The sequence below is a fragment of the Streptosporangium sp. NBC_01469 genome (genome assembly GCF_036227305.1).
Classification (GTDB): Bacteria; Actinomycetota; Actinomycetes; order Streptosporangiales; family Streptosporangiaceae; genus Streptosporangium.
Map to the genome: position 1 here is coordinate 10,385,742 of NZ_CP109465.1, position 13,438 is coordinate 10,399,179.

14 protein-coding genes are annotated in these 13,438 nt (G+C 71.0%); 7 read left to right on the plus strand and 7 right to left on the minus strand.

Translation table 11 applies throughout. The annotated features are described in order from the left end of the window. Positions 1 to 9: 9 nt before the first annotated feature. Positions 10 to 1,461: a hypothetical protein gene (locus OG587_RS45300; protein WP_329085175.1), complete on the plus strand. Its 1,452-nt coding sequence runs from the start codon at positions 10 to 12 to the stop codon at positions 1,459 to 1,461. Here the strand turns inward: OG587_RS45300 and OG587_RS45305 are convergent. The 3 genes from OG587_RS45305 to OG587_RS45315 are packed head-to-tail and all read right to left on the minus strand — an operon-like array spanning position 1,403 to position 3,614. Beyond that, positions 1,403 to 1,855, minus strand: coding sequence for a hypothetical protein (locus OG587_RS45305; RefSeq protein ID WP_329085176.1), 453 nt, complete (start codon positions 1,853 to 1,855; stop codon positions 1,403 to 1,405). The two genes, OG587_RS45300 and OG587_RS45305, sit on opposite strands and share 59 nt — an antisense overlap. Beyond that, positions 1,852 to 2,424 (minus strand): RNA polymerase sigma factor, encoded by a 573-nt coding sequence (locus tag OG587_RS45310; RefSeq protein ID WP_329085177.1) that lies wholly within the window; start codon positions 2,422 to 2,424, stop codon positions 1,852 to 1,854. The genes OG587_RS45305 and OG587_RS45310 overlap by 4 nt, the downstream gene beginning before the upstream one ends. Then, positions 2,421 to 3,614, minus strand: a complete 1,194-nt coding sequence (locus tag OG587_RS45315; protein WP_329085178.1) for an RNA-guided endonuclease InsQ/TnpB family protein — start codon at positions 3,612 to 3,614, stop codon at positions 2,421 to 2,423. Before OG587_RS45315 ends, OG587_RS45310 begins: the two co-directional genes overlap by 4 nt. Before the next feature lie 48 nt (positions 3,615 to 3,662). On the opposite strand from OG587_RS45315, the gene OG587_RS45320 reads away from it, so the two are divergent. Beyond that, positions 3,663 to 3,875: a hypothetical protein gene (locus OG587_RS45320; protein ID WP_329085180.1), complete on the plus strand. Its 213-nt coding sequence runs from the start codon at positions 3,663 to 3,665 to the stop codon at positions 3,873 to 3,875. 154 nt (positions 3,876 to 4,029) lie between these two features. On the opposite strand, the gene OG587_RS45325 is transcribed toward OG587_RS45320, so the two are convergent. Both OG587_RS45325 and OG587_RS45330 read right to left on the minus strand, forming a co-directional pair. Beyond that, on the minus strand, positions 4,030 to 5,046 hold the full coding sequence (locus OG587_RS45325; protein ID WP_329085182.1) for a polysaccharide deacetylase family protein: 1,017 nt from the start codon (positions 5,044 to 5,046) through the stop codon (positions 4,030 to 4,032). Between the two features lie 385 nt (positions 5,047 to 5,431). Beyond that, positions 5,432 to 6,010 (minus strand): helix-turn-helix domain-containing protein, encoded by a 579-nt coding sequence (locus tag OG587_RS45330; RefSeq protein WP_329085184.1) that lies wholly within the window; start codon positions 6,008 to 6,010, stop codon positions 5,432 to 5,434. Positions 6,011 to 6,095: 85 nt separating this feature from the next. Between OG587_RS45330 and OG587_RS45335 the strand changes: the two genes are divergently transcribed. Both OG587_RS45335 and OG587_RS45340 read left to right on the plus strand, forming a co-directional pair. Beyond that, entirely contained in the window at positions 6,096 to 6,932 is an 837-nt protein-coding gene (locus tag OG587_RS45335; protein ID WP_329085186.1) for a DMT family transporter, read from the plus strand. A gap of 59 nt (positions 6,933 to 6,991) precedes the next feature. Beyond that, complete coding sequence (locus OG587_RS45340; RefSeq protein ID WP_329085188.1) at positions 6,992 to 7,930, plus strand: sensor histidine kinase; 939 nt, start codon at positions 6,992 to 6,994, stop codon at positions 7,928 to 7,930. 112 nt (positions 7,931 to 8,042) lie between these two features. Here OG587_RS45340 and OG587_RS45345 read toward each other — a convergent pair whose 3' ends face one another. Then, positions 8,043 to 8,639 carry a sigma-70 family RNA polymerase sigma factor gene (locus tag OG587_RS45345; RefSeq protein ID WP_329085189.1) on the minus strand — a complete coding sequence of 199 codons (597 nt, stop codon included), beginning with the start codon at positions 8,637 to 8,639 and terminating at the stop codon, positions 8,043 to 8,045. A gap of 623 nt (positions 8,640 to 9,262) precedes the next feature. Continuing rightward, positions 9,263 to 10,282 (minus strand): ABC transporter substrate-binding protein, encoded by a 1,020-nt coding sequence (locus OG587_RS45350; RefSeq protein ID WP_329085191.1) that lies wholly within the window; start codon positions 10,280 to 10,282, stop codon positions 9,263 to 9,265. Positions 10,283 to 10,382: 100 nt separating this feature from the next. Here OG587_RS45350 and OG587_RS45355 point away from each other — a divergent pair, with 100 nt between their 5' ends. The 3 genes from OG587_RS45355 to OG587_RS45365 are packed head-to-tail and all read left to right on the plus strand — an operon-like array spanning position 10,383 to position 13,314. Then, a complete protein-coding gene (locus OG587_RS45355) occupies positions 10,383 to 11,435 on the plus strand; it encodes a FecCD family ABC transporter permease (protein WP_329085193.1) in 1,053 nt (350 codons plus the stop codon). After that, entirely contained in the window at positions 11,432 to 12,520 is a 1,089-nt protein-coding gene (locus OG587_RS45360; protein WP_329085195.1) for a FecCD family ABC transporter permease, read from the plus strand. Before OG587_RS45355 ends, OG587_RS45360 begins: the two co-directional genes overlap by 4 nt. Beyond that, positions 12,517 to 13,314: an ABC transporter ATP-binding protein gene (locus OG587_RS45365; protein WP_329085197.1), complete on the plus strand. Its 798-nt coding sequence runs from the start codon at positions 12,517 to 12,519 to the stop codon at positions 13,312 to 13,314. The genes OG587_RS45360 and OG587_RS45365 overlap by 4 nt, the downstream gene beginning before the upstream one ends. The last annotated feature ends 124 nt before the right edge of the window (positions 13,315 to 13,438 follow it).

The window sequence follows — 13,438 nt, forward strand, 5'->3', positions numbered from 1 at the left end:
GGATCATCCATGCTCACCTCACCCGGCGGGACCCGGACCCTGCCCGCCCCGCCCGAAAGAAGCGGTCCACGCGACCGGCTCCGCGCCATCCGCGACGCTCTCGGCGGCCACCGGCTGTTCACCGTCGTGATCATCCTGGCGGCGGGGCTCCGCGGCCTCGTCATGCTCGGCTACGACACCGCCCAGCTCTACTGGTACGACTCCTTCACCTATCTGAACACGGCCGTCCATCTGGAGCCCTCCGGCGCGTTCCACCCGGCCGGGTACCCCTTCCTGCTGCGGCTGCTGCTGCCCTTCCACAGCGTGGAGCTCGTCGCGGGCGTCCAGCACGCCATGGGCCTCGGCACGGGTCTGATGATCTATCTGGTGCTGCGCCGCCACTCGCTTCCCGGATGGGGAGCCACCCTGGCGACCCTGCCCGTGCTGTTCAACCCCGCCTTCCTCAGGCTCGAACACGCCGTACTCTCCGACACCCAGCTCATCTTCCTCATCACCGCCGCCCTGACGGTGCTGATGTGGCGGGCCAGGCCGTCGGCGCGGGCGGTCGCCGTGGCGGGCCTGCTGCTGGCACTGGCCGGGCTCACCCGTACGGTCGCGGTGCCGCTGCTCGGGCTGGTCCTGCTCCACCTGCTCCTGCGGCGGGCGGGCCGGCGACGGGTGGTGGCACTGGCCGTCGCCGGGCTGCTGCCGCTCGCGGCCTACGCGGGCTGGTACCAGCAGCACCACGGGCGGTTCGCGCTCAGCGGCTCCGACGGCGTGGCGCTGTGGGCGCGCACGATGACGTTCGCCGACTGCTCGGTGATCAGGCCACCGGCGAGGGAGGCGGTCCTGTGCCCGAACGGCACCGTCGTCGACGCCGCGTCCGAGTACGTCTGGGCGGCCGGAGCCTCGCTCAACAGGTTGCCGGGAGGCCGATTCGCCCACAACGACCTGGCCAGGTCCTTCGCGCTGCGCGCCATCGCCGCCCAGCCGCTGGACTACCTCCGCGAGGTCGCCCGCGACGCCTCCCTCACCTTCGCGCCGACCCCGGTGCGCCACCCCCTGCGCGTCTCTCCTGCCCTCACGTTCCCCGTCGGCTCCTGGCCGCTGCCCGCCTTCCCGCTGATCGACCAGGTGCGCCGCGAGTACGACGGCGACATCCGGGGGATGTCGTCGGTCGAGCCGTACGGGAGCCTCCTGGGCGCGTACTCCTACCCCGGTGTCCTGCACGGCCCGCTGATCGGCGCGCTCCTGCTGCTCGGCGCCCTCGGGGCCGCCGGACGGCGACGCCCGGCCCTGCTGCCGTGGGCGGCGGCCGTCTTCCTGCTCCTCGCCCCGATCGCCGCGCTGGACTTCGACCACCGTTACGTGCTGCCCTCGATCCCGATGGCCTGCCTCGCGGCGGCCCTGGCCGTGGCGGGCCTCAGCCGCCGAGCTCGCGCTTGCGCCGCAGCAGGGCGGCGCGATCGGCGCGGGCCCTGAGCAGGACGGCCACCGCGAGCACGGCCAGCGTCGCGGCGACGGTGACCCCCGCCGTGCCCGCCCAGGTGTCCCTGGCGACCGCGACCGCGGCCGTTCCCGCCGTCAGCAGGGCCGTCGCCGCCACCGCCAGCCAGGCGGCGATCACCCGGTCGAGGGCGAACAGCGGCGTCCTCCGGGTCAGTGCCCAGGCCCCGTAACCTGCCCAGGTCAGGCCGAGCGCGACCAGCGCGCCGAAGGCCAGGTGCGTACGGCCCGGCAGGACGGGCTCCGTGGCCCACAGCAGGCCGGTGAACAGCGCCCCACCCAGGCCGCCGAGCAGCGCCACGACGTTGCCGATCCGGCGGCGCAGCGACAGCGGGCCGGACAGCCTGCCGATCATGTCATCGGGGTTCATCGGTATCCCTTCTCCGTGAGCTGTTCGCGCAGCATGCGCCGCGCGCGGGACAGGCGTGACTTGACCGTGCCGACGGGGACGGCGCAGACCTGGGCGCAGTCCTCCAGGGAGAGGTCCTGCAGGTAGAACAGCACGAGGACCTCCCGCTCCCTGACCGGCAGCTCCGCCAGGCCCGCGAACAGGTCGGCGCGGTCCACCAGGGCATCGGCGAAATCGGCGGGATCGGCGGACGCCCGCTCCTCCTCCATCGGGATCTCGGGCCTGGCGTACTCCTCGCGGAGCCGGTCGGCCACCGCGCGCCTGGCGATCGTGAACAGCCAGGGCACGAACCTGCCCGGCTCCTTCAGGTGCGGCAGCCCGCGCACCACGGCCACCCAGACCTCCTGGGCCACGTCGTCGGCCCGCGAGTGCCCCAGCATGCGCCGTACGTAGTTCCACACCGGGTCGTGCCAGGCCCTCACCAGCTCCGCGAACGCCTCACGCTCGCCGAGCCGGCACCGGACCACCAGCAGTTCGTCATTGACGTCCTCCTCGGCCTGAAGGCCGGGGATTCCTCCCGCGCCGCTCACGCGACGCTCCGGTGGGTTCCTGCTTCGCGGGCGTCCGCCACCGCGAGCGGTGGTCTTACGTCGCCTCCACAGGCGTTTAACCTGTCCGCCCGTCCGGCGGCCAGAATGTTGATCGCCGCGTTCACATCCCGGTCGTGAACCGCCCCGCACGGGCAGATCCACGACCGGACGTTCAACGGCATCGAGGTGGCGATGCTCCCGCACACCGAGCACAGCTTCGAAGAGGGAAACCAGCGGTCGATCTTGGCGAAGTGGCGGCCATACCGCCTCGCCTTGTACTCCAGCATGCTCACGAACTGCGACCAACCCGCATCGTGCACCGACCTGGCCAGCTTTGTGCGGGCCAGACCCGACACGGCGAGATCCTCCACATAGACCGCTTGGTTGTCGCGGATCAACGTGGTGGAGAGCTTGTGGGCGAAATCGCGGCGCGTGTCGGTCACCCTGGCGTGCGCCTTGGCGACCTTGAGCTTGGCCTTGGCCCGGTTCGCCGACCCCTTCTCTTTTCGGCTCAGCGCCTTCTGTAGCGTGCGGAGTCTCTTGGCCGCGCGGCGCAGGATACGTGGATTGGCGACCTTTCGGCCGTCCGAGGTGATCGCGAAATGCGTCAGACCCAGGTCGATGCCGATCTCGGAGGCCGTCTGCGGCAGCACCTGGTCCGCCGTCTCGATGACGAACGACGCGAAGTAGCGGCCCGCCGAGTCCTTGACCACCGTCACCGACGACGGCTCAGACGGTAGTTCCCGCGACCAGACCACCTCGATCTCGCCGACCTTGGCCACGTACAGGCGCCCGTGCGGGCGGACCAAGAACCCGTTGCGGGTCAGCCGGATCGCCTGCCGCGAATCCTTCCGGGACCGAAACCGCGGCGCGGCGACCTTACGGCCCTTACGTTTTCCGGTGACCGAGGCGAAGAAGGTGCGGAACGCCACGTGCAGGTCGCCGAGCGCCTGCACCAGCACGACCGAGGACACCTCACCCAGCCATGCCCGGTCCGGCCTCTTCTTCGCCGCCGTGATCACGGCCTTCTGCAGGTCGGTGTCCTTGATGTATGGCAGGCCACCCGCGTGGGCTTCGCGCCTAATGCGCAGTCCGTCGTTGTACACCGTCCGCGCGCACCCGAACGCCCGTGCCAGCGCTTGGCGCTGCCCCGGCGACGGGTGGAGGCGGAAGTTGTACCTGAGCCGCATGAGGTCAATGATACCGGAAAATGCGTGTGGCGTATGTACGATGTGCGCATGAGTCCTCTTGAGCGACTGACGGTGAACCTGACCCAACGCGGCGCCGAAGCCCTCGCCAAAGGCGCCGAACTGACCGGCGACACCAAGACCGACACCGTCAACCGGGCACTCCAGGTATACGCCTACCTGGAGCAACTCCGCACCGAAGGCGGAACCATACTGATCCGCAGACCAGGACAAGACGAACTCGAAGTGATCAACTTCCTGTGATGCGCCGGGCCTACCCCGCCCTAAAGGACGGGGCCTACACCCTCTGATAAGTCTGGTCACCCTGCCTCCTCGCCCCGGACAGTCGGGGAACGGGCACGGAAGGTTCACGCCTCTTCCGCCGGGCCTTCCACCGCTCCCTCCGCCTGGCTCCCCGTCAGCGGCGTAGGCGCCACGGGCTGCCGTAGTGCTTCCTCCCCGGCGCGGGGCGCCCACCGTACAGCTCGGACAGCGTCACGAACCTGTAGCCCTTGGCGGCGAAGTCGTCCAGCATCCGGGGGACGGCCTGGACCGTGGAGGCGTGGATGTCGTGCATCAGCACGATGGAGCCCGGCCCGGCCTCGGTCGCGCGCTGGGCGACGAGCGAGGGGTCCTGGTCGCGCCAGTCGAGCGTGTCGACGTCCCACATGATCTGCGCGAGCCCCAGCTGGCGGCTCTCGGCGGCGACCCTGGAGTCGGTCAACCCGTACGGCGGGCGCATGAGGATCATCGTGATCCCGGTCACCTGCTTGACGAGCCACTGGGTACGGCCCAGTTCCTCCCTGATCCCGTCCTGCGACAGCGCGGGCAGCTGCGGGTGGTCCCAGGTGTGGTTGCCCAGCTCGTGCCCCTCGGCCACCATCCTGCGAAGGGTGCTCCCGCCGTCCTCGGAGACCATGCGCCCGACGACGAAGAACGTCGCCCTGGCCCGGTGCCTGGCGAGGATGTCGAGCAGTGGCCCGGTGTAAGCCCCCGGCCCGTCGTCGAAGGTCAGCGCCACGCACTTGATCCGCTCGCAGTCGATCCGGCGCGCCCGTGGGGAGACGGGAAGATCGTCCCACGCCCAGTGCGGCCGCCCCGCGCCGGGCCCGGGCCCGGGAACGGCGGTAGGGGTGGGGACGGGAAGGGGGGCAGGGGTGGGGGCGGGCGCCGCAGGAGCCCCGGGCGCGGCGGGTACGGGTCCGCCGGGCACCGCGGGTTTCTCGAACCCGGCGTGCCCCGCGAAGAGGGGGGACGCCACGGTCGCCGGTTCCACCGATCCCACCAGGGCGATCGGGGAGGTGCACCCCCAGAGCGCGAACAGCAACGCCACCGGCACGACCCACACCCGCCACACCCGCCACACCCGCATGCTTCCCCCCGAAAGCGCCGCGGGGACGGCGAGCGGCCCGGCCGGGTCCCCCCGCAAGATCATGACCGGGTATTCCACCAGGATGGGACATCGACCGCCGGATGTCCGTACCGACGCGCCACTTCATGCCACATCCGGCGAGATGCGCACCCTGGTGGCCATGTCTCATCCGATGCGGCCAGTTAGAGCTTTAAAGCTCCCAAGGCAGGCGGACGATACATAGCGGTCGGCGGGCCACATGTACCGAGGTCGTGGGGCACGCAGCCGCTCGGGGGCCTCAGGAGGGGCTGGACGGGGTGTCTCGGTTCACCTCGGAAACGGGCCGGGTGAGATGTCGGCCCCCGTCCACTCAAGATCTCGGGAACATCCGGACGGGGTATCGCCCCCGTCCACTCAAGGTCCCGGAAACAGTCGGGTGAGATGTCGGTCACCCGCCCGCTCAGGGGCCTCAGGAGCGGTCGGGCGTCTCCCGGGGTTCGGTCACGACCATCATGAACCGCAGCGGCGTGTCCCCCTCGTTGGCGTACCTGTGCGGGCGGTCGGCGCTGAACACGACCGCGTCGCCCGTCTCCGCGACGTGGCTCTTGCCGTACACCGAGAGGGTGAGCCGTCCCTCGAGGACGGTCAGCATCTCGCGCGTGCCCGGGGGGTGGGCGTCGCCGTCGTGGTGGTCGCCGGGGGCCAGCCGCCAGTCCCACAGCTCCAGGATGGCGGGCGCGTCGGTGCCGACCAGCAGGCGCGCGGTGCTGGACCTGCCGTGCGGGAAGGTGACGACGTCGGCGCCGCTGACCACCCGGACCACGGGCGTGTCGGAGACCTCCACCATCCGCGCGACCGTCACCCCGAGCGCGTCGGCGATGCGGGTGAGCGTGCTGATGCTCGGGTTCGTCCTGCCCTGCTCGACCTGGACGAGCATGCCCCGGCTCACCCCCGAGCGCGCGGCGAGCTCGTCGAGGGTCATCTGCCGGTGCGCCCGCTGGGCCCGCACGTTGTTGGCGACCGCGGCGGTGATCGTCTCTGGGTCCATGAGTTCAGTGTAGTGAACTCGTTTTACACTTTATTGCACTCCATATATTGTTCTATCAGTACAGTCTATTGAACCGAGGTGGAATGTGACGGCTGTGGTGCTGGCGACGACCTGCGCGCTGGTGTACGGCGCCGCGGACTTCCTCGGCGGTCTGGCCACCCGCCGGTCGCGGGTGCTCGCGGTGGTGGTCCTCTCCCAGCTCGCCGGGCTGGCCTTGATCGTCGCTCTGCTGCCGTTCCTGCCGGAGACCCCCACGCCTGCGGCCCTGGCCTGGGGCGCGGTCTCCGGGCTCTGCGGCACGGCGGGGGTCGTGCTGTTCTACCGGGCGCTGGCCACCGGCGTGATGTCGGTGGTGGCGCCGATCACCGCGACCGTCTCGGCGGCGCTGCCCGTGCTGTTCGGACTGACCGTCGGGGAGCGCCCCGAGCCGGTCGCGCTGGGCGGGGTGATCCTCGCGCTGCTGGCGGTCCTGATGGTGAGCCGCGGCACCTCGGACGGGAGGACCGGCCGGGGGTACGGCCCGATCCTGGCCTCGCTCGCCGCGGGCGCGGGTTTCGGCGGGTTCTTCGTCATCATCGCCCAGGCTCCGGCGGACGGCGGCATGTGGCCACTGCTCGGGGCACGCCTGATCTCGGTCACCTTCATCGCCCTGCTGGCCGTGGCCACCGGCCGCGCCCTGCGCCCCGGACCTGGCACGCTGCGCGTCATCTTCGCGGCCGGAATACTCGACATGGCCGCCAACGTGCTCTTCGTGCTCGCCCAGCAGCGCGGGATGCTCAGCCTCGTCGCCGTCCTGGTCTCGCTCTACCCGGCGAGCACCCTGCTGCTCGCCCGCCACTTCCTGGGAGAACGGCTCAACACGGTGCAGGTGGTGGGGATCGGCTTCACCCTCGCCGCGGTCGCGCTGATCGCGTCCGGTTGACCGGATGTCGCGAACTGACTCTGTTGTGTTGAGGCCGGACGCTTGTTACGGTCATCCCCGTGCAGCCCGAGCGGGCGTCCCTCGACTCCGGTGGGCCGTTCGCGCACACGGCTGTCGCGTACGGCTCCGATTCCGGCTTCCTGGGACTCCTCCAGCCCCTGATCGCCGGCGCCCTCCGCGAGGGCCGGCGGATCCTGGTCGTCACGGGCGAGCGCGGGCTCGACCTGATCGGTGACGCCTTCGGCTCGGACGCCCGCCTCATCGACCGCCACCTCGCCGAGGAGTGGTACACCCACCCGACGCGGACCCTCGCCGCCTTCCACGACTACGTCCGACAGCGGGAGCGGCCACTGGTCGTCGGGGAGCCGGTGTGGTCGGGCTGGACCGAGCGGCAGGCCCGCGAGTGGATCCGCTACGAGTCGGTGCTCAACGCCGCCTTCGCCGGAGTCCCGGTCAGCCTGTGGTGCCTGTACGACGAGACGCTCGCGCTCGACCACGTCCTTCGCACCCATCCCGCGGAGCTGACCGGCGCCGGTCTGCGGCGGAGCGACCGCTACGTCTCCCCGGAGCGGTTCGCACTGCCGGGAGACGACCTCGCCCTCCCCGACCCGCCGCCGTCCGCGGTGGTCACCGACTTCACCCTGGAGGAGCTGGGACGGCTGCGCGCGCTCGTCACCGACCACGCGCGCCGGGCGGGCATGAGGCGCGACCTGATCGCCTCACTCGTGCTGAGCGCCTCGGAGATGGCGGCCAACAGCGTGGAGCACGGGGCGGGACACGGCCGGGCGACCATCTGGGCGGCCGACGGCGAGATCGTGTGCGAGATCGCCGACTCCGGCGGCGGCGACCTGGACGTCCCGCTGCCCGGCTACCTCCCGCCCGAGCCCGGGTCGCCGCGCGGCTACGGGCTCTGGATCAGCCGCCAGCTCTGCGACCTGGTGCAGGTGCGCGGCGTGAACGGGGAGCTGAGGGTCAGGCTCCACATGACGCTGGAGTGACCGTCCCCCGCCGATACGCGGGATGCGCGGAGGCCCCGGACACGCGTACGGCCCGCACCCGGAGCGGGTGCGGGCCGTACGCGAAGCCGAAAGGCGGGGAGAGGGCAGGGCGTCAGGCGGCCTGGACCTCCTCGGCCGGGCGGAGGCCACCCTCCTCGCGGGCGTAGTCCTCAAGCATGGTGCGGAGCTGGCGCCGGCCTCGGTGGAGGCGGGACATGACCGTGCCGATGGGGGTGCCCATCCGCTCGGCGATCTCCTTGTAGGCGAAGCCCTCGACGTCGGCCAGGTAGACGGCCACCCGGAAGTCCTCGGGCAGGGAGCGCAGGGCGTTCATGACCGCGCTGTCGGGCAGCTGCTCCAGCGCCTCGGTCTCGGCGGACTTGAGACCGCTGGACATGTGGGACTCGGCGGCGGCGAGCTGCCAGTCCTCGATCTCCTCGGTGGCCGAGAGCTTGGGCGAGCGCTGCTTCTTGCGGTAGTCGTTGATGAAGTTGTTGGTCAGGATGCGGTGCAGCCACGCCTTGAGGTTGGTGCCCTCACGAAACTGGTGGTACGAGGTGAAGGCCTTGGTGACGGTCTCCTGGACCAGGTCCTCGGCGTCGGCGGTGTTACGGGTCAGACGCATCGCGGACGCGTAGAGCTGGCTGGTGACCGGCACGACATCACGCTCGAACCAGTCCTGGCGCTGCTCTTCCGTCATCGTGATCATTGGACCCCCCTCGTGCTTTCCCCCCATTGCCGCCCGGCGAAGAGACGATGCGCTCCTTCTGACGGCGTACTCGATGCTCGCAGGCACCTCGTAAGGAGGCCGTTAAAAGCTCTACGTGGTCAGGGGATTGATCGGTGGCTGCGCCAACGGCGGGTGCGACACGCTCTACAGCCAGGCAAGTCTCAGTATCGTAACATCGTTCCCTTGATTCAGTCGAAGATGTGTCCATCATCACATAACCCCAGGTAGCAGCCCCTTTGGGGTGGCGAGAAACGTCGATCGCCACGGCCCGGAAACCCGCCGCCGAACGACCGAGTCCGACCACCGGGCTGAGGCCCGCACCCTGAGAAACTCCGACACCCATCTCCACGTCTCCCCGCTTCCCACGCGTTGGGGACTTAATCTCTCCTTAAGAGACGGGTCGGCACACCCCTGCGGTTCACCCGGACGCCCTCGCCCGCCCGCTTTCCCGCAACCGTCCCGGCAGAGCCTCCCGTACGGCCAGGTAGACGGCCGGATCGGCTCACCAAGCACGACCGTGAAACCTCTCGGCGGTCCGGCCGCGGCGGGCGTCGCCCGCCGCGGCCCGCGGGCCCGCCGTCGATCATGGCGCCGGGCGGGGGTCAGGCGGCCTTCGCCGGGTCGACCTCGAAGAACTTCGCCAGGTCGTCGAGGATGGAGTGCGCTCCCTGGATGCCGACGGCGGTCATCCAGGTGGTGTCGCTGACGTCGTGCTTGACGCCCTTGAGCCTGCCCCAGAGCGGGTTGGCCTCGAACTTCTCCTTGACCGGCTCGACCGCCGGGTCCTCGTAGACCGAGACGAAGATGTGCTCGGCGTCCAGCTGGGAGATGTTCTCCTGGCTGATCGGGACCATGATGGTGTCGGTCACGGTCGGCTGGTCCTCGGGGCGCGTGAAGCCGACGTCCTTCAGCACCAGGCCCGAGTAGGAGTTCTCCACGTACAGGCGGACGGTCGGCTCGCCCGCGAAACGGGCGACGGAGACGGTGGGCAGCTCGCCGTCCTTGGCCTTGATGGACTCGCCGATCTTGGCGGCGCGGTCCTGGTACTCCTTGATCTTCTGCTCGGCGAGGTCCTCCTTGCCCAGGGCCTCGCCCACGAGCTTGAGGTTGTCCTTCCAGATGGCCCCGGTGGTCTCGCTGAAGACCGTCGGCGCGATCTGCGACAGCTTCTCGTACAGCGCCTCGTGGCGGATCTTGGCGGAGATGATCAGGTCGGGCTTGAGCGCGACGATCCGCTCCAGGCTCGGCTGCTCCAGGGTGCCGACCGAGGTGGCCTCCTTGGCGTGGCCGAGGACCGGGGCCAGATACTCGGGAAGCTTCTCCTTCATCGTCCGGTAGCTGGTGAAGCCCACGACGTCGGTCTCCAGGGTCAGCACCGCGTCGACGAAACTCTGGTCGAGGGCCACGACCCGCTTGGGCTGGGCTGGAATCTCGGTCTCCCCCATGACGTGCTTCACCGTGCGGGGGTAGGCCGCCGCGTCGCTCACCGCGGGAGCGGCGGACGCGCCCGCGGTGCCGGAGGTCTCCCCGGCGGTACCGGAGGTGGTCGAGCCGCAGGCGGCGAGGCCGCCGGACAGCACCACTCCCGCCACCCCGAGGGCCAGGGCGTGCAACGCTCTCATCTTCATGAATCCCTTCACCACGTTAAGGCCAACCCTTTTTAGCTTAGCCATACCTAAGCTGGCATACTCGTACCGGTTCGAGCAAGAAAGAGGAGGTCAGGTGATCAACGCGGTGGCCGTCTCACGGCCCGCCCCCGGCGCGGGTCTGAGAAAAACCCACCGGCGCCGCCTTTTCGTCCTGGCCGGATTGCTCGCCGCCCTCGTGGTGACGGTCGTGCTGAGCCTCGCGGTCGGCGCCAAACCGGTCCCTCCGGCCGACGTCTGGCACGCGCTCACCGGCCCCACCGGCACCGAGAACGACATCGTCGTCCGGTCGCTGCGGATCCCCAGGACCGCCATCGGCGTCATGGCCGGGATCGCCCTCGGCGTCGCGGGCGCCCTCATGCAGGGCCACACCCGCAACCCGCTGGCCGACCCCGCACTGCTCGGCGTCACCCAGGGGGCGGCGTTCGCGATGGTCCTCAGCATCATCGTGCTGGGCGTCACCAGCCCGTACGGCTACATCTGGTTCGGTCTCGCCGGGGCCCTCCTCGCCAGCGCGGGGGTGTTCGCCCTCGGCATGGCCGGCGGCAGGGGCGGTCCCACGCCGGTGACCCTCGCCCTCGCGGGCACCGCGGTCAGCGCGTTCCTGTACGCGCTCACCTCGGCGCTGGTCCTGCTGGACGAGCAGGCCATGAACGTCTTCCGCTTCTGGCAGTCGGGCTCCATCGCGGCCAGGGGCGCGGACGTGGCCTGGCAGGTCCTCCCCTTCATCGCCGCCGGCCTGATCCTGGCCCTGATCAACGCCCCCGGCCTCAACGCCCTCTCCCTGGGCGAGGACGTCGCCCGCGCGCTCGGCCAGAACATCACCCTGACCCGTGTCGTCGGCATCGCCGCCATCACCCTGCTCAGCGGCGCCTCCGTGGCGGTCTGCGGTTCGCTGGCCTTCATCGGCCTGATCGTGCCGCACCTGACCCGGCCGCTCTCGGGCCCCGACCACCGCTGGCTGCTGCCGTACTCGGGCCTGGCGGGCGCCGCCGCCCTGCTCCTCGCCGATGTGATCGGCCGCGTGGTGGCCTTCCCCGGCGAGCTGGAGGTGGGCGTGGTCCTCGCCCTCGTCGGCGCGCCGTTCTTCATCGTTCTGGTACGACGCAGGAAGCCGGTGCGGCTGTGACCACCTCCACCGCGCCCCCCGCCGGGCCTCCCGCCGAGAGGCGGGCGCTGCGCGTCGGCCCCGCCTCCTGGCCGCTCCGGCCGCGCTCCGTCGCCGCGGCGCTGGTCCTGCTGGCCGCGACGGTGCTGTTCATGGCGCTCAGCATGCGCCTCGGCGACATCCCGATGGGCGTCCTCGACGTCTTCCGCGCGATCACCGGCGACGGGCCCGACCATTTCGTGATCATGGAGCTCCGGCTCCCCCGCGCGCTGACCGGCGCCCTCGTCGGCGCGGCGCTCGCCCTGGCCGGGGCGATCACCCAGGCCATCGCCCGCAACCCGCTGGCCAGCCCCGACATCCTGGGCGTCACCACCGGTGCCAGCGTGACCGTGGTCGCGGTCATCGTGGCGGCCGGAAACACCTGGGGCGGCACCAGCGGCGCCCTCGCCGAGGTGGGCGTCCCCCTCGTGGCCCTGCTGGGCGGCCTGGCCGGCGCGCTCGCCGTCTACCTGCTGGCCTGGCGCAACGGCCTGGACGGCTACCGGCTCGTCCTGGTCGGCATCGGGGTCTCGGCGATCTGCACCAACCTCAAGTACTGGCTGCTGACCGTCGGCGACGTCAACGACAGCAGCCGGGCCATGGTCTGGATCAGCGGCTCGCTGCACGGCCGGGGCTGGGAGCACGTGGTGCCCGTCGCGATCGCGCTCGCCGTCCTCGTCCCCGCGACGCTGCTCGGCACCCGCTCACTCGGCGCGCTGCGCTTCGGCGACGACACCGTGACCGGCCTGGGAGTGCGGATGAACCTCGCCAGGGGCGTGATGATCCTCGCGGCCGTGCTGCTCGCGGCGACGGCGACCGCCTCGGCCGGGCCGATCGCGTTCGTCGCCCTGGCCGCCCCGCAGATCGCGCTGCGCCTGGCGGGGGTGGCCCAGCCCCCGCTGGTCGTCTCGGCCCTCGTGGGCGCGGTCCTCACCACCGGCGCCGACCTGGTCGCCCGCGTCGCGTTCACCCCGGCCGAGCTGCCGGTGGGCGTGGTCACCGCGGTCCTCGGCGCCCCCTACCTGATCTATCTCCTCATCCGCGTACGCAGAGAGGCCCGCCAGTGAGACTGCAAGCCGTCGACGTCAGGCTGGGATACGGAGACCGCGTCGTCGTCGACGGTCTCGACCTCGGGATCGAGGCCGGGACGGTGACCACGATCATCGGGCCGAACGGGTGCGGCAAGTCCACCCTGCTGCGCGCCATGGGACGGCTGCTCAAGCCGTCGGGCGGCGAGGTGCTGCTCGACGGCAAGCGCATCGACAAGATGCCCTCCAAGGAGGTCGCCAGGATCCTGGGCGTGCTGCCGCAGGCCCCCTCGGCGCCCGAGGGGCTCACCGTCGCCGATCTGGTCGCCAGGGGACGGCACCCGCACCAGACCTGGTACCGCCAGTGGTCCTCCGACGACGAGTCCGCGGTCGGCGAGGCCCTGGCCATGACCGGCCTGCTCGACCTGGGCGACCGTCCGCTGGACGAGCTGTCCGGCGGGCAGCGGCAGCGGGCGTGGATCTCCATGGCCCTCGCCCAGGGCACCGACCTGCTGCTGCTCGACGAGCCGACGACCTTCCTCGACCTGGCCCACCAGATCGAGGTGCTGGAGCTGGTACGCAGGCTGCACGGGGAGCTGGACCGCACCGTGGTGATGGTCCTGCACGACCTGAACCTCGCCGCCCGCTACGCCGACCGCCTGGTGGCCATGCGGGACGGCAGGGTCGTCGCCGCGGGGCCTCCGGCCGAGGTGCTCACCGAGGCCCTGCTGGCGGAGGTCTTCGAACTGGACGCCAAGGTCATCGAGGACCCGGTGGCCGGCACCCCGCTGGTCATCCCCATCGGCACCCTGTCCCAGCAGCCCCGGCACTGACCCGCCCCGCATCCGCCCGGAACCTGGCCGGGCACACGTCCGGGAGCGACCCGGGCGCACGTCCGAGACCGGACCAAGCACACATCCGGGACTGGGCCGGGCACACATCCGAGACCGGACCAAG

Bases quoted from the DNA above. Each gene is read 5' to 3' on its own strand.
- OG587_RS45350 (WP_329085191.1), bottom strand. From the start codon at position 10,282: ATGAGAGCGTTGCACGCCCTGGCCCTCGGGGTGGCGGGAGTGGTGCTG.
- OG587_RS45315 (WP_329085178.1), bottom strand. From the start codon at position 3,614: ATGCGGCTCAGGTACAACTTCCGCCTCCACCCGTCGCCGGGGCAGCGC.
- OG587_RS45305 (WP_329085176.1), bottom strand. From the start codon at position 1,855: ATGAACCCCGATGACATGATCGGCAGGCTGTCCGGCCCGCTGTCGCTG.
- OG587_RS45345 (WP_329085189.1), bottom strand. From the start codon at position 8,639: ATGATCACGATGACGGAAGAGCAGCGCCAGGACTGGTTCGAGCGTGAT.
- OG587_RS45325 (WP_329085182.1), bottom strand. From the start codon at position 5,046: ATGATCTTGCGGGGGGACCCGGCCGGGCCGCTCGCCGTCCCCGCGGCG.
- OG587_RS45320 (WP_329085180.1), top strand. From the start codon at position 3,663: ATGAGTCCTCTTGAGCGACTGACGGTGAACCTGACCCAACGCGGCGCC.
- OG587_RS45300 (WP_329085175.1), top strand. From the start codon at position 10: ATGCTCACCTCACCCGGCGGGACCCGGACCCTGCCCGCCCCGCCCGAA.
- OG587_RS45330 (WP_329085184.1), bottom strand. From the start codon at position 6,010: ATGGACCCAGAGACGATCACCGCCGCGGTCGCCAACAACGTGCGGGCC.